Here is a 24,058-nt window from a genome sequence, read left to right as displayed (position 1 = left end):
CCGATGATGGAAGCTGGGACTTACTGATTGGTCCGGCTTCTTTGGTGTTTTGGTGGTGCCTAAAAGTTTGTAAAGAAAGGAAATCCTTGCGGGCTGATGAGGATCTGCGGAGATTTTCCTCTTTGGACTTGCTTTTATGGCCTTGTATCTTAAGGAGTAATCATGACGAAAACCTATCATTTTATCGGGATTAAGGGCTCTGGTATGAGCGCTTTGGCTTTGATGCTGCACCAGATGGGCCATAAGGTTCAGGGCAGTGATGTTGATAAATATTATTTCACTCAGCGCGGTCTGGAGCAGGCTGGCATTTCCATCCTGCCTTTTGATGAAAAGAATATCCAGCCAGACTTCGAAATCATTGCCGGCAATGCCTTTCGTCCAGATAACAATGTAGAAATTGCCTATGCAGACGCAAACGGTATCAGCTATAAACGCTACCATGAGTTTTTAGGCAGCTTCATGCGTGACTTTGTTAGCTTGGGAGTGGCTGGTGCCCATGGGAAGACTTCTACAACGGGTATTCTTTCCCACGTTCTGTCTAATATCACGGATACTAGCTATCTGATTGGGGACGGTACAGGCCGTGGTTCTGCCAATGCCAAGTATTTTGTCTTTGAGTCAGACGAGTACGAGCGTCATTTCATGCCCTATCATCCGGAATATTCAATCATTACCAATATCGACTTTGACCATCCGGATTATTTCACGAGCCTAGAAGATGTCTTTAACGCTTTCAATGACTATGCCAAGCAGATTACCAAAGGGCTTTTCATTTATGGAGAAGATGAGCAGCTGCGCCAGATTACGTCCAAGGCTCCGATTTACTACTATGGCTTCAAGGAAGAGGGCAATGACTTTGTCGCTCACGACCTCTTGCGTTCCACCAGCGGTTCAGGCTTTAAAGTTTCTTTCCGCGGGCAAGAGCTGGGTGAGTTCCAGATTCCAAGCTTTGGCCGCCACAACATTATGAATGCGACAGCAGTAATCGGCCTCTTGTATACTGCAGGTCTTGATCTGAATCTAGTACGGGAACATCTCAAGACCTTTGGCGGGGTTAAGCGCCGCTTTACTGAAAAGATTGTTAACGAAACAGTTATTATTGATGACTTTGCTCACCATCCAACGGAAATTATCGCGACTCTGGATGCAGCTCGTCAGAAGTATCCAAGCAAGGAAATCGTGGCGATCTTCCAGCCGCATACCTTCACTCGGACCATTGCTCTCTTGGACGAATTTGCGGAAGCCCTCAATCAGGCTGACTCAGTCTATTTAGCTCAGATTTACGGATCTGCACGTGAGGTGGACAATGGCGATGTCAAGGTCGAAGATTTGGCTGAAAAGATTGTGAAGCGGGCCAAGGTCATTGACGTGGATAATGTTTCTCCGCTTCTTGACCACGATAATGCAGTCTACGTCTTTATGGGAGCTGGTGACATCCAGACCTATGAATATTCCTTTGAACGTCTCCTGTCCAATCTGACCAGCAACGTTCAGTAGGAGGAGACTTGATGGAAGCACCAATTCGAATCAGACAGGCTGACTTGAGCGACTGGGAGGAAATTCTTGCAATCGAGCATCTGAATTTTCCAGCAGCAGAAGCAGCCAGTTCAGAAGTTCTCAAAGAGCGGATTGAGAAGATTCCAGATACTTTTTTGCTAGCAGAGCTGCATGGTCAGCTGGCGGGCTATATTGTTGGACCAGCTATTCAGGCGCGATATCTGACAGATGATCTCTTTAGCAAGGTGGGTGCTAATCCTCCAGAAGGTGGCTTTATTGCTGTCCAAAGACTGTCCGTCCATCCGGATTTTCAGAGACAGGGGGTCGGAACCTTGTTGCTTGCAGCTCTCAAGGAGATAGCTGTTCAGCAAAATCGACAGGGCATTAGCCTAACTTGTCATGATGAGCTGATACCTTATTATGAGATGAATGGTTTCGTCCATGAAGGGATTTCTGATTCAACTCATGGTGGAGCTGTCTGGTCTGATATGGTGTGGGAAAATCCCAATTTTAAGGAGAAGTGATGATTATCCGTCAAGCTCAAATGGCTGACTTAGACGCCATTTATGCTATCGAATTGGAAAATTTCGGTCCAGAGGAGGCTGTTAGCCGCGAAAGTATAGAAGCACATATCCAAACCCTATCTTCGACTTTTTTGGTGGCGGAAAAGGACGGTAAGATTTTGGGCTATCTGGAGGGACCTGTACATCCAGAACGTTATTTAAATGATATTTCCTTTACAGAGGAGATTGAAGATTATGGTCATCTGGACGGTGGCTTTATCTCTCTGACCAGCCTCTCTATCTCGAAGGATGCTCAGGGGATGGGGATCGGTCACATGCTATTGGAAGCTATGAAAGAGATTGCTATAGCAGATGAACGCCATGGCATCAATTTGACCTGTCATGATTACCTAATCGCTTACTACGAGAAGCATGCCTTTGTAAATGAAGGTTTGTCAAAATCAACTTACGCAGGTGCTACTTGGTTTGATATGGTCTGGGAAAATCCTAGTCTCAAACTGTAAAAAAACCAATAATAAGCTAGAAAATCCTACTCTTATTGCATTTATCTGACTTTTAAGATATAATGTTAGGGATTATGATGAAGGAGGTCAAATTTTTGACTGAAAAATCACAAGACAAAGAGAAGAATCTGAGCTTTAGAGAGCAGATTCTACGAGATTTAGCGGAAGCAAGTGGTGAAAATAATCTTACTCCAGAAAGTGAAAAAGATTTCAAAGCTGAATCTGTAAAAGATTCAGATAGACAATCTAAAATATTATTTGATGAGGATTTTGAAACTACTCCCGCTTCAGTTGATGTAACATATAAAACGTCAGAGAATGAAAAGGCTCACCCTCAGGTCTATGGCCGAGTGGATGAGGAAGATAAGAAGCCCAATGAGGTTTTATCTCGGGCTAATCGAGCCAACAACACGGTCAAGAAAAAACGTCAAAACACATTAGCTCGCAGAATTATGACAACGGTTCTACTGATTGTCCTGCTGGGACTTGTGGTTACAGGAGTTGTCGGCTATACTTATGTATCTTCAGCTCTTAAACCTGTTGATGCAAACGCAACAGAATATGTGACGGTTGAAGTACCAGAAGGCTCTAGCTCTAAGCAGATTGGAGAAATCCTTGAGAAAAAGGGGCTGATTAAAAATGCCCAAGTTTTTAGTCTGTATTCTAAGATTAAAAGCTTTAACAATTACCAGTCCGGCTATTACAATCTCCAGAAGAGTATGGATCTAGATACCATTGCTCGGCAGCTTCAGGAAGGTGGAACAGAAACGCCGCAACCACCAGTTGTTGGTAAGGTTACTATTCCTGAAGGATATACACTGGAGCAGATTGCAGAGGCTGTGACGGTTAATGCAGCTGCAACTTCTAAGAAGACTAGTAAGACACCTTTTAGTAAGGACGATTTCCTAGCTAAGGTGCAGGATGAAGCTTTCATTTCCAAGATGGCGGCTAAATATCCACAGCTGCTGGGGACATTGCCAAGCAAGGACAGTGGAGTCAAGTACCGCTTAGAAGGTTACCTCTTCCCTGCCACTTATAACTATGGTGAGGATGCGGATCTGGAAAGCTTGATTGACCAGATGTTGGGCGCAATGAATACCAATCTGTCTTCTTACTACTCTACTATCGAAGCGAAGAACCTAACGGTTAATGAAGTTCTGACACTTGCTTCTCTGGTGGAAAAAGAAGGTTCAACAGACCAGGACCGTAAAGATATTGCTAGCGTCTTTTACAATCGTCTCAATCAAGCGATGCCGCTTCAGAGTAATATTGCTATCCTTTATGCTCAAGGCAAGCTAGGAAAGAAAACGACTCTGAAAGAGGACGCTGAGATTGATACCAATATTGACTCGCCTTTCAATGTCTATAAAAAAGAAGGGCTTATGCCTGGGCCAGTTGATAGTCCGAGCCTGTCAGCTTTGGAAGCTACCATTAACCCAAGTAAGACGGACTACCTCTACTTTGTGGCAAATGTTGAAACAGGCGCTGTTTACTTCGCCAATACTTATGAGGAACACGCCAAAAATGTTGAGGAGCATGTCAATAGCAAGCTCACTCAATCCAGCAGCAGTTCTAATTAGACTGCTATCATTGCAGACGAGAAAAAGCTAGTGCATTTAGTTCTAGCTTTCTCAGTCCTGCTATATAAAAAAGGGACTGATACAGACTTGTCTCAGCCTCTTGTTTTAGTTTTAAAATAAAAGAAAATAAAAGAAAAGAGAAAAAATGGCTGAAAAAACTTATCCTATGACCCTAGAGGAAAAGGAAAAACTAGAAAAAGAATTAGAAGAATTGAAATTGGTGCGTCGTCCAGAAGTGGTAGAACGTATTAAGATTGCCCGCTCCTACGGCGATTTGTCAGAAAACAGTGAATACGAAGCTGCAAAGGACGAACAGGCTTTTGTGGAAGGACAGATTTCTAGTCTGGAAACCAAGATCCGCTACGCTGAGATTGTAAACAGTGACGCTGTAGCCAAGGACGAGGTAGCTATCGGCAAAACAGTTACCATTCAAGAAGTAGGCGAAAGCGAAGAGGAAGTCTACATTATCGTTGGTTCTGCTGGTGCAGATGCTTTCGCAGGTAAGGTATCCAATGAAAGCCCGATTGGTCAAGCTCTGATTGGCAAGAAAACAGGTGATACTGCAACAGTCGAAACACCGGTTGGCAGTTACGATGTTAAAATTCTCAAGGTTGAAAAAACCGTTTAATAAATACCAAAAGGAACTGGCTAGAAGACTGGTTCTTTTTTCGTTTCTTTTAAGACAGAGAGTGTAGGCTAGATAAGAAGAGCAGGGGAAAAATAGAGAAAAGACAGATGGTTATGCTATAATGAGAATAAGCTAGAAAAGTAGGAGAACTGTATGCAAGAGCAAGATATTTATGGGAAATACGGCGTCTACCTGCCCAAGATTTTAGATGATCTTAGCCAACATATTCAAGAGGCAAATGATCGAGTCAAGCAGGAAACAGGGCAGAAGCTTTTTGAGCATTTTAATGCACGAGTTAAGCAGGCAGCCAGTATGGAAGAGAAATGTCAACGCAAGAATCTGCCTAGGGTGCCAGAGTCAGCCCTGAAAGAAATTCGTGATGCGATTGGGATTCGGATTGTTTGCGGTTTTATCGAGGACATCTATCAGACCATTGAAGTGCTTCGTCAGCTGGAGGGCTGTGAGATTGTTCTGGGAAAGGACTATATCCGAGCTGCCAAGCCTAATGGGTATCGCTCCTACCACTTGATATTAGAGGTGGAGACTCCTTATGAGGACTGTCATGGTCAAAACCCTGGTCGCTATTTTGTAGAAATCCAGCTTCGGACCATTGCTATGGACTCTTGGGCCAGCTTAGAGCATCAGATGAAGTACAAGCATGAGATTAAAGACAGCAAGCGGATTGTCCGCGAGCTGAAACGCTGTGCAGATGAGCTGGCTTCCTGTGATGTGACCATGCAGACCATCCGCAATTTGATTCGAGAAAGTGAGTGAGATGATGAAGATTTTATTAGCTGAAGATGAGCAGCAGCTGTCCCGCGTCTTGGAAACAGCGATGACCCGTGAAGGCTATCAGGTTGATACAGCCTTTGATGGGCAGGAGGCTGTGGACTTAGCCAAGGAAAATGCCTATGATTTGATGATTCTGGATATCATGATGCCGGTCAAGACAGGCATTGAAGCATTGAAAGAAATCCGCCAAACCGGCAATACGACCCACGTCATAATGCTGACAGCTATGTCAGAGGTGGATGACAAGGTCACAGGGCTGGATGCCGGTGCAGATGATTATCTGACCAAGCCCTTCTCTCTGAAAGAGCTTCTGGCTCGCCTACGGTCCATGTCCAGACGGGTAGCGACTTTTACCCCCAATTTGCTGCAGATTGGCCAAACGAGCCTTAATGTCGGAGAGCATGAACTCATTAGCTCCAATTCTATTCGCCTAGCCGGTAAGGAATCTAAAATGATGGAATTTCTTATGCTCAATGCCCAGAAGAGTCTTTCCACTCAGGAAATCTTCCGTCATGTTTGGTCCAAAGACGAGGATGAGGATTTGGATGAAGGCTTCGTCTGGATTTATATTTCCTATTTGCGTCAGAAGCTGAAGGCTATTCATGCTGATCTTGCTATCTTGGGTGAGGAAGGCGGTAGTTTCACTCTGGTGCCGCTGGAAGGAGATAGCTATGTTTCGGAAGCTTAAAATTCGGTTCATTCTGCTGGCTTCGGCGGCTATTGTCTGTATTTTGCTGACCATGATTGCTGTCTTAAACTCCGTTCGCTTTCTGCAGACCAACGGAGAAATCCAAGCCGTTCTCAATATTCTATCTGCCAATAATGGAGATTTTCCCAGCGTAGAAGAAACAGCAGAGAGCTTGCAAAACGACCGTATCACCATTGATACCATCTACCAATACCGCTATTTCAGTGTGGTCTATAAGGAAGACAAAACACTTTACTCCACCAACTTAGACCATCTTTCCAATCTATCTAAGGAGCAGGCGCTTAGCTACGCTAACAAAGTGATTAAGGACAGTCGTAGCAGTGGAGTTTTTAAGGTAGGCAGTCAATTTTATTCTTACCAGATAACGCAGGATTCCAAGACCAAGCGCTATTTACTGGTGGTCTTAGATTCGACCAATTATCTCGAAAGCCGTAATGACTTTTTCTGGCTGTCTATCCAGTTGTGCTTCTATAGCTTTATTTTCTTTGTCTTGGTCGTGTCTGGATTTTCCAACTTTGCCATCCGCCCCTATATCAAAAACTATGAAAATCAGAAGCGTTTTATCACTAATGCGGGGCATGAACTGAAGACACCATTGGCAATCATTTCAGCCAATACGGAGCTGCAAGAGCTGATGACTGGCGAAAATGAATGGACAGAAAGCACCAAGGACCAGGTCAAGCGTCTCAGTAATCTAATCAATCAAATGGTCGTTCTGGCCCGTCTGGAAGAGCAGCCAGATGTTACTTTGGTAGATGTGAATTTTTCAGAAGTTGTTAAAAAAGTAGCAGGAAACTTCAAGTCTGTCATCGAGAAGGCAGGTAAGAAGTACGAGATCAAGCTGCAGGAAGATATCCATGTCAAGGCAACTGAAGATGAACTTTATGAATTGGTTAGTATACTGATTGACAATGCCTGCAAGTATTGTGACGAAGATGGGCAAATTTTTGTCACCTTGACCAAGGCCAAGCGCGGGAAACGAGCCCGGCTGACGGTAGCCAATAGTTACGCGGACGGCAAAAATGTTGATTACAGTCGTTTCTTTGACCGTTTTTATCGTGAAGACGAATCGCACAATCAGAAGCAGCCTGGCTACGGGATTGGCTTATCCATGGCAGAAAGTCTGGTGCGGATTTTCAAGGGCAGGATTTGGGTTTCATATAAGAAAGAATTGATTGGCTTTACTGTTTTACTGTGATAGAGTCACCTCGTTCATCATTTATTGCTTTGTTTGCTGAGTTTTTTGTATCGGTTACGCTGATTCTTTATCTTGACCGTTGCTTACCAGCATTGCGGTTCTTTTTCTTTTTGTTCTTTTGCTCAATAGCCGGCTGAGCTTTTGGAGTAACATCTTTAGCCCGGCTCGCTTTTTTCAAGCCTTTAGGAGGATTTTTTTCAAATTCCTCTGCTACCTGTTTTCTCAGGCGAGGTCGAATGATGTAGTTGATGATAAATTGCTGGATGATTTGGATAAATCCACCGACTACCCAGTAGAGAGTGACTGCGGCAGGAGAGAGGAATGAGAAAGCAACAATCATGATAGGACTCATATAAGAAGCCTGTTTCATGCTGTTTCTTTGAGTTTCATCTTCAATACCATGCAGAGAGAGCACTGACTGGATATAGTAGAGGATACCTACAATAGCGGTCAAAGCCCAGTCGCTTTTGGCCAGGTCTTTAATCCAGAGGAAGGAACTGCCTGCAACTCCTTGAGTATACTGGGCTGCAAAGAAGAGGGCTGAGAAGAAAGGCATTTGGATGAGCAGAGGCAGACAGCCTATACCGCCAAACATGCTGAGTCCATTTTCTTTTTGAGCGGCTATCAGTTCTTGCTGAGCCTGCATTTTCTCTTCCTGAGTTTCGGCATTTTTGATTCGCTCTTGGATTGGGGCAAAAATCGGCTTGAAGTAGTTCATCTTTTCAGACTGAAGCGTTGCCTTCCAAGACTGATAGATTCCTAGCGGCAGAATGATAATCCGCACGATGAGCGTAACGATGATAATCGCCAGACCATAACCCAGACCTGAATTCTTGGCGAAAAATTGGATACCATCCGCCATAGGCTGACCAATCACGTCCCAGATCAGACCAGAAGGATTACCGGCCTTGTCGCGGCCCACACAGCCGGACAGGAAAATAAGCGCAGCCAGTCCCATACCGGAGAATAAAAAGCGTTTGAAATGTTTCACGAGTTCATATCCTTTGTTTCTAAAAAATAATACCTATCTATTCTACTGTTTTTTTGCAAAATATACAATAGTTCTGCAGACCTAATTTGAAATTTTAAAGTCAGGATAGGAGTCGAAATTAGCCATGGTCACATCCAAATAACTGACCTTAGAAAAAGGCGTCGGTCCCTTGCGGATTTCTTGGATAAATTTGGCCATCAGAGCTGGGTCATCAGCCTGAGCCAGAATGCCAACAGTACCGTCGTCGTTGTTCCAGACCCGGCCGGTAATACCTCCGATTTCCAGTGCTAGAGAATAGACTCCCCAGCGGAATCCGACTCCTTGTACTCGTCCTTGGGCTATCATTTTTACTTTCTGCATGCCATCCTCCTTTAGTGAACGGACCAAGGGATTTAAGCCCTCAGTATGAGTGCAAGTCTGCTAAATTGTGGTATAATGTTCTTATGAATATTATAACCTCAAAAGCCAATAATGTGGTAAAAAAAGCTAAAAAACTTCATCACAAAAAATACCGCAAGGATTCTTATTTGATCGAGGGCTGGCATTTATTTGAGGAAGCTATCAGCAGCGGGGCAGAGCTGATTCGGATTTTTGCTTTAGCGGAATACGCAGAGCGATTAGCTGATTTTTCTCAAGTGATTTTTGTCAGTCCAGAGATTTTAGCAGATTTGGCTGATAGTAAGACACCACAGGGGATTGTCGCGGAAGTGGCTTTTGAAAGGAAAGAAATACCTGCGGAGTTAAGTGGGCGCTATCTTTTCTTGGAGGACGTTCAGGATCCAGGTAATGTCGGTACCATCATTCGGACAGCTGATGCAGCTTGCTTTGATGGAGTCTTCATCTCTAGCTCGTCAGCAGACATCTATAACCTAAAAACGCTGCGCTCTATGCAGGGGAGCCATTTTCATCTGCCAGTTTATCGAATGGATACGGCTGATTTTATTAGGCTGGCTCAGTCTTCCAGTCTGCTAATTCTGGCTTCGACCTTGTCGTCAACATCTATTGATTACAGAGAGGTGGACAGTAAAGATAGCTTTGTCCTAGTCATGGGCAATGAAGGGCAGGGGATTAGTCCAGAAATGACGGCAGCAGCTGATGTTCTGGTCCATATTTCCATGAAGGGGCAAGCAGAAAGTCTCAATGTTGCGGTCGCTGCTGGTATTTTAATCTTTCATTTAAGCTAAAAATCAGAAAAAGAGATATAATAGTTGGCAAGGGAGGTGATTCTATGCCTTACAAACAGGACGAGGAGTTTATGGCCTATGTTGGGCACTTGATTGAAAAGCCCAGTGTGCAGCGCTTGAAAGAAATTCCCCATCATATTCATTCCAATAGACTTGAACATTCCATCAATGTAAGTTATACTAGTTACAGAATTGCCAAAAAATTTGGTTGGAATGCCCGCAGCACGGCACGCGGTGCCCTGCTTCATGACTTATTCTACTATGACTGGCGTGTGACCAAGTTTAAGAAGAGTCATGCTTGGGTCCATCCGAGGTTGGCAGTTCGCAATGCTCGTAAGATTACCAAGCTCAATAAGGTCGAAGAGGACATTATCATCAAGCACATGTGGGGGGCGACCATTGCTCCGCCGCGCTATAAGGAGTCTTATATTGTGACGATGGTGGATAAATATTGGGCAGTCAAGGAAGCGACTGCACCTTGGAGACGCAAGAGCGGTAATCACAAGCTCTTTCATCGAAAGATGCTGAAACCGTAAATGTTTTATTATAAAAGGAGTAACTATGAATCATTCTATTATTCAAGATCAATCAGATATTAATTCTTTCTATGCTAAGATTTATTCTATCGTTGGTGTCGGTATCGGAATCTCAGCAATCGTATCCCTCTTGATGCTGAACTTCTTTCAGGACATTATTATCTCTGTTCTGACAGGCTCCACTTGGATTTTCTATGCGGCTATTGCAGTTGAGTTTATCTTTGTGTTGGTAGCTTCTGGAACTGCTCGGAGCAATAGCCCAGCGGCGTTGCCTATGTTTTTAGCTTATTCAGCCATCAATGGTTTTACCTTAAGTATTATCATGGCGCTGTATCTTCAGTCAACTGTTCTCTTAGCCTTTCTGACAACGACCGTTATGTTCTTTGCCATGGGGTTCATCGGCAAGGTGACCAAGAAGGATCTTTCCGGAATGGGCAGAGCTTGTATGGCCGGTTTGATTGGTATTATCGCTGCTAGCGTCCTTAATATCTTCTTGAGAAGCAGTGGCTTGGACTTTATCATCAGTATCGTTGGTGTCCTTATTTTCTCAGGACTCATCGCTTGGGACAATCAGAAGATTCGCTATGTCTATGAGCAGACCAATGGAAATCCAGGAAATGGCTGGGCTATTTCTCTGGCTCTGCATCTGTATCTGGACTTCATTAATCTCTTCCTCAGCTTGCTGCGTATTTTTGGAAGAAACAAATAATTAGACTAAATAAGACTAAAGCATTGGGCGCTTGCCCAGTGCTTTTTGTTTCTCCTATGGATTTATGGTATAATAAACCCAGTAAATAGAAAGCGAGAATAGTATGAAAACTCCTTTTGTCAGTCGTGAAAAGCTAGCTGAGATTACGGCGCAGTTTCCAACACCTTTCCATCTTTATGATGAGAAGGGAATTCGGGAAAGAGCGCGTGCCCTGCATGAGGCCTTTTCTTGGAATCCAGGTTTTAAAGAATATTTTGCCGTCAAGGCCACTCCCAATCCTGCTATTTTAAAAATCCTCAAAGAAGAAGGTTGTGGGGTGGATTGTGCCAGCTATGTTGAGCTGCTCATGAGCCAAAAGCTGGGCTTTGCTGGACAGGATATCATGTTTTCGTCCAATAACACACCAGCTGAGGAATTTCAGTTTGCGCGTGACTTGGGAGCGACTATCAATCTGGATGCCTATGAAGATGTGGCTTTTCTAAAGGAAGCCGCTGGTATTCCCAAGGTTATTTCCTGCCGTTACAACCCTGGCGGTGTCTTTGAGCTGGGAACCAGCATTATGGATAATCCAGAAGAAGCCAAGTTTGGTATGACTAAGGACCAGCTGATTCAAGCTTTCAAAGAGCTCAAGGAGTTTGGGGCTGAGAAGTTTGGCATTCATGCCTTCTTGGCCTCAAATACTGTCAGCAATGACTACTATCCTGAACTGGCCCGTCAGCTTTTTGAGTTGGCTGTAGAAGTAGTGGCTGAGACAGGAGTTGAGCTGGACTTTATCAATCTATCTGGCGGTGTCGGCATTAATTATCAGCCTGAAGGTGAGGAAAATGACATTGCGGTCATCGGTCAAGGAGTTCGTCAGGCCTATGAAGCTATTCTAACTCCGGCTGGCCTAGGACAGGTCAAGATTTATACGGAGCTGGGCCGCTTTATGCTGGCGCCTTATGGCCTTCTGGTCACCAAGGTTACCCATAAGAAGCAGACCTACCGAACCTATCTGGGAGTGGACGCCTCAGCGGTCAATCTGCTGCGTCCTGCAATGTACGGTTCTTACCACCACATTACTAATATGGATCGACCTGAGAGTGAGACAGAAATTGTGGATGTTGTCGGCAGCCTCTGTGAGAATAACGACAAATTTGCTATTAATCGCCCGCTGCCCGTCAGCCAAATTGGCGATACACTGGTGATTCACGATACGGGTGCCCATGGTTTCTCTATGGGGTATCAATACAATGCCAAGCTCCGCTCCAGCGAAATTCTCTTGGAGCAAGATGGCAATGTTCGCATGATTCGCAGAGCCGAAAAACCAGAAGATTATTTTGCGACACTATATGGCTTTGATTTTGAAAAATAGAGAAAATTTGATATAATGAAGAGCAATGTAAAAATGGAAATAGAGGAGTTCTCGATATGAATTTAGTTTTAGCAATTTTCTTGATTATGGTGGCATTTGCCTTAGGCGTAATCTTGGGTATGTATCTGCTTCGTCGGCAAGTTGAGAAGGAATTTGCAGAAAATCCGCGTCTGAATGTAGAAGCAGTTCGGACCTTGCTTAGCGCTAGCGGCCAACGGCCAAATGAAGCGAAAGTACAGCAAGTTTATCGTCAAATTATCAGCCAGCAGAAAGCTGCGCTTGCTAAGAGCAAAAAGAAAAAATAATTTTCTAGTGACTGGCTTTTAATACCAGTAGAGAAAATCAAAAAAAAATGGGGATTTGGAATCGGCTTCCAGTCCCTTGTTTTAGAAAGAAGACCTTATGGATAATCGACCAATCGGTTTTTTAGACTCAGGAGTGGGCGGTTTGACTGTAGTCCGTGAGCTCATGCGGCAGCTCCCCCACGAAGAGGTCATTTATATCGGAGATTCGGCGCGGGCTCCTTACGGTCCAAGGCCTGCTGAGCAGATTCGCGCTTATACCTGGCAATTGGTCAACTTCCTCCTGACCAAGGATGTTAAGATGATTGTCATTGCCTGCAATACAGCGACTGCTGTTGTCTGGGAAGAAGTGAAGGAAAAGCTGGATATTCCCGTACTGGGCGTGATTCTGCCAGGGGCTAGTGCAGCTATTAAGTCAACTGCCAGCGGCCGCATCGGTGTTATTGGAACGCCAATGACAGTTTCTTCTGATATCTATCGTCAGAAGATTGAAGCGCTCTCGCCGGAGATGCAGGTGGAAAGCTTGGCCTGCCCTAAGTTTGTACCTTTGGTAGAGTCCAATGAACTTCATTCCAGTCTTACTAAAAAAGTTGTCTATGAAACCCTGCAGCCTTTAGCTGGTCGGGTAGATACCCTTGTCTTGGGCTGTACCCACTATCCCTTGCTCCGGCCTATTATTCAAAATAGGATGGGACCAAATGTGAAGCTGATTGACAGCGGGGCAGAGTGCGTACGGGATATTTCTGTACTGCTCAATTACTTTGAAATCAACCGCAGTCGGGAAAAACAGGAGCTCAATCACCAATTTTACACAACTGCCAATGCCAAGAGCTTTTCGGAGATTGCAGAAAGCTGGCTGGGCCTGAAAGTGAATGTGGAGCATGTAAGCTTATGACAAATAAAATTTATGAATACATTGACGAGAACAATTGGTATATTGGAGAATGGACCCGCTTTCGCAAGGCCGGCTATCATTTCAACGATATCCCATACAGGCTCTTGGAGCATATTGATGCTGAGTTGAGCGAGCTGATTGAGCGGGATTTGGATGAGGAATACAACGCCTTTACCTCAGTTGTGGTCAAATATGGCTCGCCCATGTCCTATATCCAGTTTGTCCTCAATATGATTAACGACCGCCAGAAGCGGGATTTTAAGGCGACCAGTCATAAGGGGGCTATTCTGATTACAGAAAAGGACTTGCTGCGCAAGGTCTTCTTCCTGTCTAAGGATGGAGTTAAGATGACCGACTTTTTTGGTCAGGGGCAGGAGACCGAGATGGCTGTCGGAGATACCATCTTGATTGCGACTCGCAACGAAGGAAAGACAGCAGAGTTTCGCAAACTCTTTGATAAGCTGGGCTACAAGGTTGAAAATCTCAATGATTATCCTGACTTGCCAGAAGTAGAAGAGACCGGAACCACCTTTGAGGAAAATGCACGGCTCAAGGCAGAGACAATCAGTAAGCTGACCGGTAAAATGGTGCTAGCTGACGACTCAGGTCTGCAGGTCGATGTTTTAGGCGGCTTGCCTGGAGTCTGGTCGGCTCGCTTCGCTGGAGTAGGCGCGACAGACGATGAAAACAACATCAAGCTCCTGCATGAGTTGGCTATGGTTTTTGATGTCAAGGACCGCTCGGCCCATTTTCATACGACCCTTGTGGTGGCTAGTCCTGATAGGGAGTCTCTGGTAGTTGAAGCGGATTGGCCGGGCTACATTGCCCATGAGCCAAAAGGGGAAAATGGCTTTGGCTATGATCCCTTGTTCTTAGTGGGAGAAACAGGAAAAACGTCTGCTGAGCTGACGATGGAAGAAAAAAATGCGCAATCCCATCGGGCTCAGGCAGTTAAGAAATTAGTGGAGGTATTTCCAGCATGGCAAAGCAAACCATTATAGTCATGAGTGATTCTCATGGCGACCGTGCTATTGTAGAAGAAATTAGGAATCATTATATTGGGAAGGTAGATGCGATTTTCCATAACGGAGACTCTGAGCTTCCTTCTGATGATGAGGTATGGCAAGGGATTCAGGTTGTGGCAGGCAATATGGACTTTTACGACGGCTATCCAGAACGCTTGGTGACGGATTTGGCGGGGACCATTATTGCCCAGACCCACGGGCATCTCTTCCATATTAACTTTTCTTTTCAAAAGCTGGATTTGTGGGCGCAAGAGATTAATGCAGACATCTGCCTTTATGGTCACCTGCATATCCCAGATGCTCGAATGGAAGGCAAAACGCTCTTTCTGAATCCGGGCTCCATCAGCCAGCCACGTGGCCTGATCAACGAACGCCTCTACGCTAAGGTAGAGATTGATGATGACCGCTTTAAAGTTGATTACTATACGCGAAATCATGAACTTTTTCCAAGCTTGTCCAAGGAGTTTAGCCGATGATTGCTAAGGAATTTGAAGACTATCTGCTGCAACATGAAGAAACTTTTTTGACGCCTGGGGAAAATCTGGCGGTTATGGTTGACACCCATAATGTGGATCATGCTATCCTACTATTGAGCCAGATGACCTACTCACGTGTACCAGTCGTGACAGCAGATAAAAAGTTTGTTGGCACGATTTCCCTGACAGACATCATGTCCTATCGCATGCGTCATGATTTGCCAGAAGAGGAATTCATGATGACAGACATCGTCCACATGACCAAAATGGACGACTTGACAGTTGGGCCAGATTATACTGTATCAGATGTGCTTCATAAGCTGGTCGACGAGTCATTCCTGCCGGTTGTAGGCGAGGATCAACATTTTTACGGAATTATTACTAGAAAGTCCATTTTGAAAGCTGTCAATTCTTTGTTGCACGGCTTTAGTAAAAAGTACGAAATTCGCAAAAAATGAAAGAATACATTAGACCGTTTTTAAATCAAAAAGACATCTCAGAAAATTCTAAAATTGCCTATTCTTATGATTTGGAGCAGTTTATCGAGGAAGTGCATGGTCGGATTACCGAGACCAATCTGCGGATTTATCAGGCCTCTATCAAGGATTTTAAGGCAGCTGTTCAGAAGCGGAAGCTCTCAGCAGTCAATCAATTTCTCTACTTCCTTTATCAGCAGCAGCTCATTGAGGAGTTTCACCGCTTGGTCCTGCCCAAGGTCTCCATATCGAAGGAGCAGGAAAATGAACTATTAGACCTGTCTGCTTTTTGGCAGGAATCAAGCGTTCCCAGGGGGCGTCTGATGGCTCTTCTTATTTTGGAAATGGGCTTGCTGCCCAGTGAGATTCTGCAGGTCAGAGTGGCAGATGTCAATCTTGACTTTCAGGTTTTGAAGATTGAAAAGGCCGGTCAGAAGCGGGTCATCAAGATTCCTGAGAGCTTGACGGGTGAGTTAGAAGACTATCTGACGGGGACGTATTTATTTGAGAAAAACGGCAAATCCTATTCTCGTCAATGGGGCTTCCGTCAGCTAGAGGCCTTCTTGATTGAGCAGGGACAAGCCAGTCTATCTGCCCAAAGCTTGCGTGAGCAGTTTATTTTGCGCCAGCGTGAGAAGGGGATTGGTCTCTATGATATTGCCCAAGATTTGGGCTTGAAAACCATGATTACACTAGAAAAATACAGATAAAAATGGATATCAAACTAAAAGATTTTGAAGGCCCGCTTGACCTGCTGCTCCACCTCGTATCTAAGTACCAGGTGGATATTTATGATGTGCCCATTACGGAGGTCATCGAGCAGTATCTGGCTTATGTGGCCACCTTGCAGGCCATGAAGCTGGAAGTGACGGGCGAGTATATGGTCATGGCAAGCCAGCTCATGCTGATTAAGAGCCGCAAGCTCCTGCCTAAGGTGGCGGATAATGCTGAGCTGGAAGATGATTTGGAGCAAGACCTCTTGAGCCAGATTGAGGAATACCGCAGGTTCAAGCTCTTAGGTGAGAAAATGTCGCTCCAGCATGATGACCGAGCGCTTTATTATTCTAAGCCTAAGCTAGAGCTGGTTTACGAGGATGCTGAGCTCCTGCATGACAAGTCAACGATTGATCTTTTCTTGGCTTTTTCTAAGGTTATCGCCAAGAAGCAAGAGGAGTTTTCTAAGAGCCATACAACCATTGTGCGAGACGAGTACAAGATTGAGGACATGATGGAAGTGGTGCGTCAGCGTTGTGCTGGTAAGAGCCGTCTGGTTCTGCAGGAGATTTTTGCAGAGACCAAGGACATGAATGAAGTTATCACTCTCTTTCTGGCGACATTGGAATTGGTCAAGGTGCAGGAAGTGCAAGTCATTCAGGAAGAAAATTTTGGAAATATTTATTTAGTAGGAAGAGGAAATGAGTAAGTTAGCAGAGATTGAAGCCCTGCTTTTTGTGGCGGGAGAAGATGGACTCAAGGTTCATCAGTTGGCAGAAATCCTTTCTTTGCCGCCGACCGGGGTTATTCAGAGTTTGGAGAAGTTGGCTGAGCAATATGAAGCCAATCCAGACTCTAGCCTGACCCTGCTGGAAACCTCAAAGACATATAAGCTGGTCACAAAGCCAGAGTTTGCTGAGATTCTGCGGGCCTATTCACGGGCGCCAATCAATCAAAGTTTGTCGCGGGCAGCACTGGAGACCTTGTCTATCATTGCCTATAAGCAGCCGATTACAAGGGTAGAAATAGATGACATCCGCGGGGTTAATTCCAGCGGTGCTTTGGCCAAGCTCTTGGCTTTTGAACTGGTTCGAGAGGATGGCAAAAAGGAAGTCATTGGCCGGCCAAATCTCTATGTGACAACGGATTATTTCTTAGACTATATGGGGATCAATCACTTAGATGAGCTGCCGATTGTCGAAGAAACGGAGCTAGTTGCTGAAGAAAGCCAGCTCTTTATTGAAAGGACAGATATCGATGAGAATCAATAAATACATCGCTCATGCTGGGATAGCCAGCCGTCGAAAAGCAGAAGAGCTAATTAGGCAGGGGAAGGTCAGTATAAACGGCCAAGTGGTGCGAGAGCTGGCGACGAACGTCAAGTCTGGCGACCGTGTGGAAGTAGAAGACCAACCTATCTACAATGAGGAGAAGGTTTATTATCTCCTCAATAAGCCGCGCGGGGTCATTTCCTCTGTCAGTGATGAGAAGGGACGTAAGACGGTCGTGGATCTTTTGCCTCAGGTCAAGGAGCGGATTTATCCGGTCGGTCGTTTGGACTGGGATACTTCTGGCATTCTCATTCTGACCAATGACGGAGACTTTACCGACGAGATGATTCATCCCCGAAATGAGATTGACAAGGTCTATGTGGCGCGTGTCAAAGGATTGGCTAATAAAGAAGTTCTTCGTCCTCTGACTCGAGGTATTGAAATCGAGGGGCGCAAAACCAAGCCAGCAGTTTATGAGATTATTAAGGTTGATCCGGCGAAAAATCGCTCGGTCGTTCAGCTGACCATCCATGAAGGCCGTAACCATCAGGTTAAGAAGATGTTCCAAGCTGTCGGACTGCAAGTGGATAAGCTTTCACGGACTCGCTTTGGTCATTTGGACCTGACGGACATCAAGCCTGGTGAGTATCGTAAGCTCAGTAAAAAAGAAGTCAGCCAGCTACATACACTGGCTGTAACCAAGACCAAGAAATGATAAAGAAACTGCTTATTGCTCCTGTCCGCTTTTATCAGCGCTTCATATCGCCCGCTTTTCCTCCATCTTGCCGCTTTCGGCCCACCTGCTCTAACTACATGATAGAGGCTATCCAGAGGCATGGTGCTAAGGGAGTTTTGATGGGTTTGGCGCGAATTCTCCGCTGTCATCCTTGGTCTCAGTCAGGAGAGGATCCTGTACCAGACCATTTCAGTCTGAAAAGAAACGCTACAAGCAAAAAGTCACACTAGCTATTTAGCTAGTGTGACTTTTTTTATCTATAATTTCAGAGTGTTTCCTACCTTCTAGACCAAGTCTTAGGCAAGAAGAGCAGGAGAATTGGGTAAATTTCCAAACGTCCGCCAATCATGGCAAAGGACAGCAATAGCTTAGAAAAAGGACTGAAGATAGAAAAAGTATCCGTCGTCCCAATCATAGGACCGATATTGTTGAAGCAGGATAGAACACCACTGACAACTGTCATGAGATTGTTGTTATCCAGGCTGACGATGAAAACCAGCGCCAGCACGATCAAAACATAGGTTGCTAAATATTTGAGGACCTTGTGCTGGGTATCCTTATCTAAGACAGCACCATTAACATGCATGGTTAGGACCCGATTGGGTGATAGGGTAGAGAGGATTTGATTTTTTGCAATGCGGGAAATGATAATCCCCCGAATAACCTTGAATCCCCCAGCGGTTGATCCAGCCGAGCCCCCGATACACATGAGCAGGAGTAGGATGACCTGAGAAAAGAGGGGCCACTTGACCGTATCACCATAGCCGAATCCAGTCGTTGTGATGATATTGGAGACCTGGAAGAAGGAAATCTCCACGCTCTTAGCAAAGCCTTGGTAGAGATGGAAGACATTAAAGGCAATCAAGGCAGTGGAAAGAAAGACAATCCAGAGATAGCCCCTAAGCTCTTCATCACCAAAGCAGGCCTTAAACTTGCGAATCAGCAGATAATAATAGAGGTTGAAGTTGACCCCAAAAGCCAAGACCCCAAAGCTGACCAGATAAGTAATCAGTGAGCTGTTGTAGTGGGCGATACCGTCATTGTATACGGTGAATCCTCCTGTACCAGCTGTTCCCATGGCAATCACAAGGCTGTCAAAGAGAGGCATACCCGCTAGGAAATAAAGCAGAGCAAAGATAGCAAAGAGAGCCAGATAGATGATATAGAGGATCTGGGCCGTACTCTTGAGCTTGGACACAACCTTGCCAAAGACTGGACCCGGAACTTCTGCTTTCATGACCTCCAAGTGACCATTTTTAGCATTGTCCATAATAGCTAGGGCAAAGACCAGTACTCCCATTCCTCCGATTAAGTGAGTAAAACTGCGCCAGAAGAGCAGAGAATGAGAGAGAACGCCGACATCGTTGAGGATAGTCGCTCCCGTGGTTGTAAAGCCGGAGCTGACCTCAAAGAAAGCATCGATGATGTCTGGTATCTGACCAGAGAAGACAAAGGGCAGGGCTCCGAAGAAGGACCAGAGAATCCAGCAAAGGGCTACAATCAGTACCCCTTCCTTCGCATAGATATGCAGGTCCTTGGGCTTGAAATAAGAGCCTATGCCACCTAAAACTAGCAGGATAGCCATGGTCGCCCCGATAGAGAGAAAGACTTTTAAAGGCTCACCGTAGATTAGAGCGACGATAATGGGTACAATCAGCAGAGCCGCCTCAATCAGCAGTAATTTTGCCAGCAGGTAGCGAATCATAGATCTATTCATGGGTCTACCTCGCTAACAGATCGTAAATCTGCGTGATGTTTTGCAGCAGAGTGGTCACGACAATTTTATCTCCAACTTGCAGATTGTCATCGCCTGTAGGGAAGATAGCTTTACCTTGGCGGATAATGGCCGCAATCAGGACATCTTTCTTCAGATGAAGCTGAGATAGAGGAATACCAGTCATCTTATTTTCTTCCTTGATTTGGAACTGCAGGGTCTCGATTTGGCCGTTGGCTACATGGTGCAGAGCTTCTAGGTTAGAGAACTGAGCATTGTAGCGACCTCGGATAAAGTGCATAACTGTATCAACTGCAATACCTTTAGGTGTCACGATGCTGGCAAAGTCTTGGTTATCAATGATTTCCAACAAACTAGTCCGGTTGACCTTGGTGATGTTTTTCTGTACACCCAGATTATTAAGAAACATGGAAGTAATGATATTTTCTTCATCTACACCAGTCAGGGTAGCGATGGCATCAAAGTTATTGGCGCGTTCCTCCAGTAGGATATCCTTGGCAGTACCATCTCCATGGACGACATAGAGATCAGGAAATTCCTGACTGAAAAAGGTTGCCCGTTCATGGTTAGATTCAATGACTTTGAGCTCGATTTTACTATTCTTGAGAATATTGAGCAGGTAATAAGCGATCTTGCCAGCCCCGATAATCATCAGGCTCTTAACCACTCTAGGACGTACCATATTGTGGAATTGAACGATGTCCAGACGGTTACCTGTGACATAAATCTTGTCGCCGGCATCCAGAGTGAAGTCACCGTCAGGGATCTCCAAGTGCCCTTTTCTCTCAATGGCACAGACGATGATATTTCCAAATTTCTTGCGGAATTGGGAAATACTCATCTGGCAGAGATTGCTGTCTTCCTTGAGTTTGAACTCCATCAGTGCCACTCGGCCATTGGCAAAGTGCTCTACTGACAGGGCGTTAGGGAAGTCAATGATATTAGCGATGTAGCGAGCAGTTAGGAGCTCAGGATTGACCACCAGCGAGAAGCCTAGGATGTTCTTCTCCTTAAAGTAAGGGTTGGAATATTCAGGATTACGCACCCGAACGACGGTTTCCTTAGCCCCCATACGTTTGGCCAGAACAGCTGAGACCATGTTGACTTCATCATGCTCAGTCATAGAGATGAAGATGTCACAGTGACTAACATCCGCTTGTTCTAAGATTTTGAAGTTAGCTCCATTGCCAGCAATACCAATAATGTCATAGCGCTTGGTAATCTGGTTGAGAACAGCCTCATCCTGCTCAATCAAGATAACATCATGTTTTTCAGCCACTAAGGAGCGACAGAGGGCCGTTCCGACCTTCCCGCCGCCGACAACAATAATTTTCATAAGTTTAGATTCCTCCAAAGTATGTATCTATCATACTCTTTTTTCATTTAAATTTCATCTATAAAATACAGAATAGCTTGCTTATTTATAGAATTCCGAATATTTTTTACCAAAATGGTATCTTCCTGTGATATTTTTTAAAAAAAGTACAACTTTTTGAGCATTTTTTATTGACTTGTAGGCTGAAAGTGTTATACTAAATGAGTACCTTCATTGGTTTACCTCAAACCTGTTGTGATGTAAGTTAATGAAGCCTTAACCACGCTGTTTGCTGAGCTTGACTCCGGGCAGTGTGGCTATTTTTTTATCTAAAGAAAAATACTAGGAAAAATATTCTTATTATGAAAAATCATATCGTTCTTTTTGAGCCTCAGATTCCGCAGAATACCGGCAATATTGCCCGTACTTGCGCCGCGACTAATTCGCCGCTTCACATCATCAAGCCCATGGGCTTTCCCATTGATGATCGCAAGATGAAGCGGGCGGGGCTGGACTATTGGGATAAGCTGGACATCACCTATTATGAGAGTTTAGACGATTTTATGGAGCAGATGGATGGCCACCTTTATCTGATTTCTAAGTTTGCGGAGAAGGTCTATTCTGAGGAAAATTTTGCTGCAAAAGGTTCGCACTATTTTATGTTTGGTCGTGAGGACAAGGGATTGCCAGAGGAATTTATGCGTCGTCATCCAGAAAAGGCCCTGCGTATTCCCATGAATGACCAGCATGTCCGCAGCCTCAATGTTTCAAATACAGTTTGCATGATTGTCTATGAAGCCCTGCGCCAGCAGAATTTTGCTGGCTTAGATTTGGTACATGAGTATGAAGCGGATAAGCTGAAGTAGCGGAATGAATGTATCTAAGCAGTAAATTTTCCTAATAGATAGAATACTATTGTTGAAACAATCTTAATTACATCAATCAAATTGCTTGCTCTGGCAGGCTTTTTTTGTTATGATAATGATGTCTTCAGGGCAGGGTGAGATTCCCGACCGGCGGTAATTTTTGGACTGGAAATGTTTTTTTCAATGCCAAATCAAGTCCGCGAGCGCAAGCTGATGTGGTGAAATTCCACAACCGACAGTATAGTCTGGATGGGAGAAGACGAAGGGCATTGAATTTATTTTGCCATTTAATCTTTATTTAAGGGCTGAGCCTTATACTAAATAATCATTAGCTGACAAGCTTTTTTCGGTAGCCTTTCCAGCTTCTCTAATTTTTATAAATTGGAGGAACCTGTGATGACAAATACTCGTAAATTGGCGATTGTAGCAGTTTTATCTGCACTTTCATTTCTACTCATGCTTTATGAGATTCCTTTGATAACCGAGTTCTTAAAGTTGGATTTTTCAATTATTCCGATTTTACTGGCTTTGGTGGTCTTGGATTTCAAAAGCTCAATGGCTGTACTCTTGATTCGCTCGGCCTTAAAGCTAGCTTTGAATAATCATGGTATAGGCACTCTTATTGGTCTCCCCATGAATATATTGGCGGTAACTGTTTTTGTTTCTGCTTTTGCACTCTTATGGAAAAAAAGGAAAAACTTGTCTGACTATGTGAAGGCTTCTCTGGTAGCAACACTTGGTCTAACTGTCACTATGATCGTTTTAAATGTCATTTATGCAATTCCTCTCTTTGCGAGATTTGCTGGTTTTGATATTTATAAAACATATGGGATATCCAAGTATCTGCTGACTATGATTGTCCCTTTTAACATCTTAGAAGGAGTGATCTGGGCTGTCGTCTTTTGGCTAATTTACACACTCTTGCAGCCCGTTCTAAAACGCTATGAAAAATAAACAATCTTATCTAACAAAGGGCACTTTTGCCCTTTTACTTTTCGTTATACTCGGTTATATGGTCAAGTTTTATCCTGACCAGCTGACTCATTTTGATAACCCCATTCAGACCTGGTTGCGGGGAGATTTACCTGTAGCTTTGACAACTTTTTTCAAACTTGTAACCAGTGTGATTGATCCGATGGGGATTATCATCTGGGTTTCAGCTCTTGTCCTTTTTTTCCTGTATAAAAAATGGAAATTAGAAGCCGCTTTACTAGCAGGAAATTTGGTCTTACATGGAATTTTAATCAAGTTGATCAAATTTGTTTACCAAAGAAGCAGGCCCTCTATCACACATCTGGTTGAAGAAGGAGGTTATTCTTTCCCGAGCGGGCATTCCATGGCGACAGCCATTGTTCTTGGGACCTTGATTATCATTGTCCAGCAACGGGTTCAGAACCAGCATATTAAGCGTTTGGTACAAGCTTTGCTCCTACTCTATATTTTCACTGTTATGGCCTCCAGAGTCTATCTGGGAGTGCACTATCCGACAGATGTAATCGGAGGAGCTTTGATGGGATTTGCCATTCTTAATATCGAATTTCCCTTTTATGACAAGCTACGCTTTCAGTGGCGTTTCAAGGGAAAACAGAAATAAATAGAGATGAGGAAGGTTGGCTTTGCCAGCCTTTTTGTCTTGACAAAGAAAGTCTCTTTCTTTAAGATAGGAGCAAACTAGATTAGGAGGCTAGCATGTCCAATTCAAATCAAGAACTCATCGATGCTGTTTTGGCATTAGTAGATAGCATTCCCTCTGGGCGCGTGGTGACCTATGGCCAGATTGCCCGTTTGATTGGGCGGCCTAAAAACGCTCGCTTGGTGGGAAAGATTCTCAGTCAGTCTGAGCTTTATGGCGGCAAGCATCCTTGCCATCGGGTAGTCAATGCGGCAGGACGCCTCGCACCAGGCTGGGAAGACCAGAAACACTTGCTTTGGGCAGAGGGAGTGGACTTTAAGGCCAATGGCTGTGTGGATTTGAAAGTCTATTTGTGGAATCGGTGATTTCCTTCTTTCTTTGTGAAAGAGGGAATTTTTGTTTCTAAACT

At 44.5% G+C, this 24,058-nt stretch carries 30 protein-coding genes and 1 riboswitch; of the genes, 26 read left to right on the top strand and 4 right to left on the bottom strand.

Annotated features, from left to right (window positions below; translation table 11 throughout):
- The first annotated feature begins 162 nt into the window (after positions 1-162).
- The 8 genes from murC to HMPREF9380_RS02285 all read left to right on the top strand — a co-directional run bounded on the left by murC (position 163) and on the right by HMPREF9380_RS02285 (position 7,431).
- On the top strand, positions 163-1,497 hold the full coding sequence (murC, locus tag HMPREF9380_RS02250; protein WP_004193194.1) for a UDP-N-acetylmuramate--L-alanine ligase: 1,335 nt from the start codon (positions 163-165) through the stop codon (positions 1,495-1,497).
- 11 nt (positions 1,498-1,508) lie between these two features.
- The gene (locus tag HMPREF9380_RS02255; RefSeq protein WP_004193191.1) at positions 1,509-2,021 is read left to right on the top strand and encodes a GNAT family N-acetyltransferase; all 513 of its coding nucleotides are present in this window, start codon (positions 1,509-1,511) and stop codon (positions 2,019-2,021) included.
- Positions 2,021-2,524 carry a GNAT family N-acetyltransferase gene (locus tag HMPREF9380_RS02260; protein WP_004193189.1) on the top strand — a complete coding sequence of 168 codons (504 nt, stop codon included), beginning with the start codon at positions 2,021-2,023 and terminating at the stop codon, positions 2,522-2,524. The genes HMPREF9380_RS02255 and HMPREF9380_RS02260 overlap by 1 nt, the downstream gene beginning before the upstream one ends.
- Before the next feature lie 62 nt (positions 2,525-2,586).
- Positions 2,587-4,104, top strand: a complete 1,518-nt coding sequence (mltG, locus tag HMPREF9380_RS02265) for an endolytic transglycosylase MltG (RefSeq protein WP_004193187.1) — start codon at positions 2,587-2,589, stop codon at positions 4,102-4,104.
- Positions 4,105-4,249: 145 nt separating this feature from the next.
- Positions 4,250-4,732, top strand: coding sequence for a transcription elongation factor GreA (gene greA / locus HMPREF9380_RS02270; RefSeq protein ID WP_002894584.1), 483 nt, complete (start codon positions 4,250-4,252; stop codon positions 4,730-4,732).
- A gap of 153 nt (positions 4,733-4,885) precedes the next feature.
- The gene (locus HMPREF9380_RS02275) at positions 4,886-5,506 is read left to right on the top strand and encodes a GTP pyrophosphokinase (protein WP_004193186.1); all 621 of its coding nucleotides are present in this window, start codon (positions 4,886-4,888) and stop codon (positions 5,504-5,506) included.
- A 4-nt stretch (positions 5,507-5,510) separates the two neighbouring features.
- Positions 5,511-6,212, top strand: a complete 702-nt coding sequence (locus tag HMPREF9380_RS02280) for a response regulator transcription factor (RefSeq protein WP_032907827.1) — start codon at positions 5,511-5,513, stop codon at positions 6,210-6,212.
- Positions 6,196-7,431: a sensor histidine kinase gene (locus HMPREF9380_RS02285; protein ID WP_004193183.1), complete on the top strand. Its 1,236-nt coding sequence runs from the start codon at positions 6,196-6,198 to the stop codon at positions 7,429-7,431. The genes HMPREF9380_RS02280 and HMPREF9380_RS02285 overlap by 17 nt, the downstream gene beginning before the upstream one ends.
- A 67-nt stretch (positions 7,432-7,498) precedes the next feature.
- Here the strand turns inward: HMPREF9380_RS02285 and yidC are convergent, their stop codons facing one another.
- Both yidC and HMPREF9380_RS02295 read right to left on the bottom strand, forming a co-directional pair.
- Positions 7,499-8,422, bottom strand: coding sequence for a membrane protein insertase YidC (yidC, locus tag HMPREF9380_RS02290; protein WP_032907685.1), 924 nt, complete (start codon positions 8,420-8,422; stop codon positions 7,499-7,501).
- Between the two features lie 81 nt (positions 8,423-8,503).
- Positions 8,504-8,782: an acylphosphatase gene (locus HMPREF9380_RS02295; RefSeq protein ID WP_002897016.1), complete on the bottom strand. Its 279-nt coding sequence runs from the start codon at positions 8,780-8,782 to the stop codon at positions 8,504-8,506.
- 83 nt (positions 8,783-8,865) lie between these two features.
- Here HMPREF9380_RS02295 and HMPREF9380_RS02300 point away from each other — a divergent pair, with 83 nt between their 5' ends.
- From HMPREF9380_RS02300 to yidD, 14 genes are all read left to right on the top strand, one after another.
- Complete coding sequence (locus HMPREF9380_RS02300; protein ID WP_004193176.1) at positions 8,866-9,606, top strand: TrmH family RNA methyltransferase; 741 nt, start codon at positions 8,866-8,868, stop codon at positions 9,604-9,606.
- A 44-nt stretch (positions 9,607-9,650) separates the two neighbouring features.
- The gene (locus tag HMPREF9380_RS02305) at positions 9,651-10,142 is read left to right on the top strand and encodes an HD domain-containing protein (protein ID WP_004193174.1); all 492 of its coding nucleotides are present in this window, start codon (positions 9,651-9,653) and stop codon (positions 10,140-10,142) included.
- A gap of 25 nt (positions 10,143-10,167) precedes the next feature.
- Entirely contained in the window at positions 10,168-10,851 is a 684-nt protein-coding gene (locus HMPREF9380_RS02310) for a Bax inhibitor-1/YccA family protein (protein WP_004193171.1), read from the top strand.
- A 103-nt stretch (positions 10,852-10,954) separates the two neighbouring features.
- Positions 10,955-12,205, top strand: coding sequence for a diaminopimelate decarboxylase (locus HMPREF9380_RS02315; protein ID WP_004193169.1), 1,251 nt, complete (start codon positions 10,955-10,957; stop codon positions 12,203-12,205).
- Between the two features lie 56 nt (positions 12,206-12,261).
- Positions 12,262-12,510: a YneF family protein gene (locus tag HMPREF9380_RS02320; RefSeq protein ID WP_004193166.1), complete on the top strand. Its 249-nt coding sequence runs from the start codon at positions 12,262-12,264 to the stop codon at positions 12,508-12,510.
- A 97-nt stretch (positions 12,511-12,607) separates the two neighbouring features.
- Positions 12,608-13,402: a glutamate racemase gene (gene racE, locus HMPREF9380_RS02325; protein WP_002899734.1), complete on the top strand. Its 795-nt coding sequence runs from the start codon at positions 12,608-12,610 to the stop codon at positions 13,400-13,402.
- The gene (locus HMPREF9380_RS02330) at positions 13,399-14,403 is read left to right on the top strand and encodes a nucleoside-triphosphate diphosphatase (RefSeq protein ID WP_004193164.1); all 1,005 of its coding nucleotides are present in this window, start codon (positions 13,399-13,401) and stop codon (positions 14,401-14,403) included. Before racE ends, HMPREF9380_RS02330 begins: the two co-directional genes overlap by 4 nt.
- The gene (locus tag HMPREF9380_RS02335) at positions 14,382-14,903 is read left to right on the top strand and encodes a metallophosphoesterase (RefSeq protein ID WP_004193162.1); all 522 of its coding nucleotides are present in this window, start codon (positions 14,382-14,384) and stop codon (positions 14,901-14,903) included. Before HMPREF9380_RS02330 ends, HMPREF9380_RS02335 begins: the two co-directional genes overlap by 22 nt.
- The gene (gene cbpB, locus HMPREF9380_RS02340; RefSeq protein ID WP_004193155.1) at positions 14,900-15,361 is read left to right on the top strand and encodes a cyclic-di-AMP-binding protein CbpB; all 462 of its coding nucleotides are present in this window, start codon (positions 14,900-14,902) and stop codon (positions 15,359-15,361) included. The genes HMPREF9380_RS02335 and cbpB overlap by 4 nt, the downstream gene beginning before the upstream one ends.
- Positions 15,358-16,089, top strand: coding sequence for a site-specific tyrosine recombinase XerD (gene xerD, locus HMPREF9380_RS02345; RefSeq protein WP_002905144.1), 732 nt, complete (start codon positions 15,358-15,360; stop codon positions 16,087-16,089). Before cbpB ends, xerD begins: the two co-directional genes overlap by 4 nt.
- Positions 16,090-16,091: 2 nt before the next feature.
- Positions 16,092-16,802, top strand: a complete 711-nt coding sequence (locus HMPREF9380_RS02350) for a segregation/condensation protein A (protein WP_004193150.1) — start codon at positions 16,092-16,094, stop codon at positions 16,800-16,802.
- A complete protein-coding gene (scpB, locus tag HMPREF9380_RS02355; protein ID WP_002894610.1) occupies positions 16,795-17,364 on the top strand; it encodes an SMC-Scp complex subunit ScpB in 570 nt (189 codons plus the stop codon). Before HMPREF9380_RS02350 ends, scpB begins: the two co-directional genes overlap by 8 nt.
- Positions 17,351-18,079: a pseudouridine synthase gene (locus tag HMPREF9380_RS02360; protein WP_004193147.1), complete on the top strand. Its 729-nt coding sequence runs from the start codon at positions 17,351-17,353 to the stop codon at positions 18,077-18,079. The genes scpB and HMPREF9380_RS02360 overlap by 14 nt, the downstream gene beginning before the upstream one ends.
- Positions 18,076-18,330: a membrane protein insertion efficiency factor YidD gene (yidD, locus tag HMPREF9380_RS11580; protein ID WP_080560693.1), complete on the top strand. Its 255-nt coding sequence runs from the start codon at positions 18,076-18,078 to the stop codon at positions 18,328-18,330. Before HMPREF9380_RS02360 ends, yidD begins: the two co-directional genes overlap by 4 nt.
- 47 nt (positions 18,331-18,377) lie before the next feature.
- Here the strand turns inward: yidD and HMPREF9380_RS02365 are convergent, their stop codons facing one another.
- Together HMPREF9380_RS02365 and trkA are read right to left on the bottom strand one after the other, a co-directional pair.
- Complete coding sequence (locus HMPREF9380_RS02365) at positions 18,378-19,817, bottom strand: TrkH family potassium uptake protein (protein ID WP_002913134.1); 1,440 nt, start codon at positions 19,815-19,817, stop codon at positions 18,378-18,380.
- 4 nt (positions 19,818-19,821) lie between these two features.
- Entirely contained in the window at positions 19,822-21,171 is a 1,350-nt protein-coding gene (gene trkA, locus HMPREF9380_RS02370) for a Trk system potassium transporter TrkA (protein WP_004193141.1), read from the bottom strand.
- A gap of 341 nt (positions 21,172-21,512) precedes the next feature.
- On the opposite strand from trkA, the gene HMPREF9380_RS02375 reads away from it, so the two are divergent.
- The 4 genes from HMPREF9380_RS02375 to HMPREF9380_RS02390 all read left to right on the top strand — a co-directional run bounded on the left by HMPREF9380_RS02375 (position 21,513) and on the right by HMPREF9380_RS02390 (position 24,014).
- On the top strand, positions 21,513-22,016 hold the full coding sequence (locus tag HMPREF9380_RS02375; protein WP_032907681.1) for a tRNA (cytidine(34)-2'-O)-methyltransferase: 504 nt from the start codon (positions 21,513-21,515) through the stop codon (positions 22,014-22,016).
- A gap of 116 nt (positions 22,017-22,132) precedes the next feature.
- Positions 22,133-22,281, top strand: a riboswitch (FMN riboswitch).
- 131 nt (positions 22,282-22,412) lie between these two features.
- A complete protein-coding gene (locus HMPREF9380_RS02380) occupies positions 22,413-22,970 on the top strand; it encodes an ECF transporter S component (protein WP_004193136.1) in 558 nt (185 codons plus the stop codon).
- Positions 22,960-23,610, top strand: a complete 651-nt coding sequence (locus HMPREF9380_RS02385; protein WP_004193133.1) for a phosphatase PAP2 family protein — start codon at positions 22,960-22,962, stop codon at positions 23,608-23,610. The genes HMPREF9380_RS02380 and HMPREF9380_RS02385 overlap by 11 nt, the downstream gene beginning before the upstream one ends.
- 95 nt (positions 23,611-23,705) lie before the next feature.
- A complete protein-coding gene (locus HMPREF9380_RS02390; protein WP_004193131.1) occupies positions 23,706-24,014 on the top strand; it encodes an MGMT family protein in 309 nt (102 codons plus the stop codon).
- Positions 24,015-24,058: the final 44 nt, after the last annotated feature.

The sequence above is a fragment of the Streptococcus sanguinis SK49 genome (genome assembly GCF_000212815.1).
Taxonomy (GTDB): domain Bacteria; phylum Bacillota; class Bacilli; order Lactobacillales; family Streptococcaceae; genus Streptococcus; species Streptococcus sanguinis_C.
Note: the sequence above shows the minus strand (reverse complement) of the source record. Positions and strands in the feature narration are given on the sequence as shown.

What these genes read in the sequence shown, in the direction of transcription:
- murC (WP_004193194.1), top strand. Translation starts at nt 163, where the DNA reads ATGACGAAAACCTATCATTTTATCGGGATTAAGGGCTCTGGTATGAGC.
- HMPREF9380_RS02255 (WP_004193191.1), top strand. Translation starts at nt 1,509, where the DNA reads ATGGAAGCACCAATTCGAATCAGACAGGCTGACTTGAGCGACTGGGAG.
- HMPREF9380_RS02260 (WP_004193189.1), top strand. Translation starts at nt 2,021, where the DNA reads ATGATTATCCGTCAAGCTCAAATGGCTGACTTAGACGCCATTTATGCT.
- mltG (WP_004193187.1), top strand. Translation starts at nt 2,587, where the DNA reads ATGTTAGGGATTATGATGAAGGAGGTCAAATTTTTGACTGAAAAATCA.
- greA (WP_002894584.1), top strand. Translation starts at nt 4,250, where the DNA reads ATGGCTGAAAAAACTTATCCTATGACCCTAGAGGAAAAGGAAAAACTA.
- HMPREF9380_RS02275 (WP_004193186.1), top strand. Translation starts at nt 4,886, where the DNA reads ATGCAAGAGCAAGATATTTATGGGAAATACGGCGTCTACCTGCCCAAG.
- HMPREF9380_RS02280 (WP_032907827.1), top strand. Translation starts at nt 5,511, where the DNA reads ATGAAGATTTTATTAGCTGAAGATGAGCAGCAGCTGTCCCGCGTCTTG.
- HMPREF9380_RS02285 (WP_004193183.1), top strand. Translation starts at nt 6,196, where the DNA reads ATGTTTCGGAAGCTTAAAATTCGGTTCATTCTGCTGGCTTCGGCGGCT.
- HMPREF9380_RS02295 (WP_002897016.1), bottom strand. Translation starts at nt 8,782, where the DNA reads ATGCAGAAAGTAAAAATGATAGCCCAAGGACGAGTACAAGGAGTCGGA.
- HMPREF9380_RS02300 (WP_004193176.1), top strand. Translation starts at nt 8,866, where the DNA reads ATGAATATTATAACCTCAAAAGCCAATAATGTGGTAAAAAAAGCTAAA.
- HMPREF9380_RS02305 (WP_004193174.1), top strand. Translation starts at nt 9,651, where the DNA reads ATGCCTTACAAACAGGACGAGGAGTTTATGGCCTATGTTGGGCACTTG.
- HMPREF9380_RS02310 (WP_004193171.1), top strand. Translation starts at nt 10,168, where the DNA reads ATGAATCATTCTATTATTCAAGATCAATCAGATATTAATTCTTTCTAT.
- HMPREF9380_RS02315 (WP_004193169.1), top strand. Translation starts at nt 10,955, where the DNA reads ATGAAAACTCCTTTTGTCAGTCGTGAAAAGCTAGCTGAGATTACGGCG.
- HMPREF9380_RS02320 (WP_004193166.1), top strand. Translation starts at nt 12,262, where the DNA reads ATGAATTTAGTTTTAGCAATTTTCTTGATTATGGTGGCATTTGCCTTA.
- racE (WP_002899734.1), top strand. Translation starts at nt 12,608, where the DNA reads ATGGATAATCGACCAATCGGTTTTTTAGACTCAGGAGTGGGCGGTTTG.
- HMPREF9380_RS02330 (WP_004193164.1), top strand. Translation starts at nt 13,399, where the DNA reads ATGACAAATAAAATTTATGAATACATTGACGAGAACAATTGGTATATT.
- HMPREF9380_RS02335 (WP_004193162.1), top strand. Translation starts at nt 14,382, where the DNA reads ATGGCAAAGCAAACCATTATAGTCATGAGTGATTCTCATGGCGACCGT.
- cbpB (WP_004193155.1), top strand. Translation starts at nt 14,900, where the DNA reads ATGATTGCTAAGGAATTTGAAGACTATCTGCTGCAACATGAAGAAACT.
- xerD (WP_002905144.1), top strand. Translation starts at nt 15,358, where the DNA reads ATGAAAGAATACATTAGACCGTTTTTAAATCAAAAAGACATCTCAGAA.
- HMPREF9380_RS02350 (WP_004193150.1), top strand. Translation starts at nt 16,092, where the DNA reads ATGGATATCAAACTAAAAGATTTTGAAGGCCCGCTTGACCTGCTGCTC.
- scpB (WP_002894610.1), top strand. Translation starts at nt 16,795, where the DNA reads ATGAGTAAGTTAGCAGAGATTGAAGCCCTGCTTTTTGTGGCGGGAGAA.
- HMPREF9380_RS02360 (WP_004193147.1), top strand. Translation starts at nt 17,351, where the DNA reads ATGAGAATCAATAAATACATCGCTCATGCTGGGATAGCCAGCCGTCGA.
- yidD (WP_080560693.1), top strand. Translation starts at nt 18,076, where the DNA reads ATGATAAAGAAACTGCTTATTGCTCCTGTCCGCTTTTATCAGCGCTTC.
- HMPREF9380_RS02365 (WP_002913134.1), bottom strand. Translation starts at nt 19,817, where the DNA reads ATGAATAGATCTATGATTCGCTACCTGCTGGCAAAATTACTGCTGATT.
- trkA (WP_004193141.1), bottom strand. Translation starts at nt 21,171, where the DNA reads ATGAAAATTATTGTTGTCGGCGGCGGGAAGGTCGGAACGGCCCTCTGT.
- HMPREF9380_RS02375 (WP_032907681.1), top strand. Translation starts at nt 21,513, where the DNA reads ATGAAAAATCATATCGTTCTTTTTGAGCCTCAGATTCCGCAGAATACC.
- HMPREF9380_RS02380 (WP_004193136.1), top strand. Translation starts at nt 22,413, where the DNA reads ATGACAAATACTCGTAAATTGGCGATTGTAGCAGTTTTATCTGCACTT.
- HMPREF9380_RS02385 (WP_004193133.1), top strand. Translation starts at nt 22,960, where the DNA reads ATGAAAAATAAACAATCTTATCTAACAAAGGGCACTTTTGCCCTTTTA.
- HMPREF9380_RS02390 (WP_004193131.1), top strand. Translation starts at nt 23,706, where the DNA reads ATGTCCAATTCAAATCAAGAACTCATCGATGCTGTTTTGGCATTAGTA.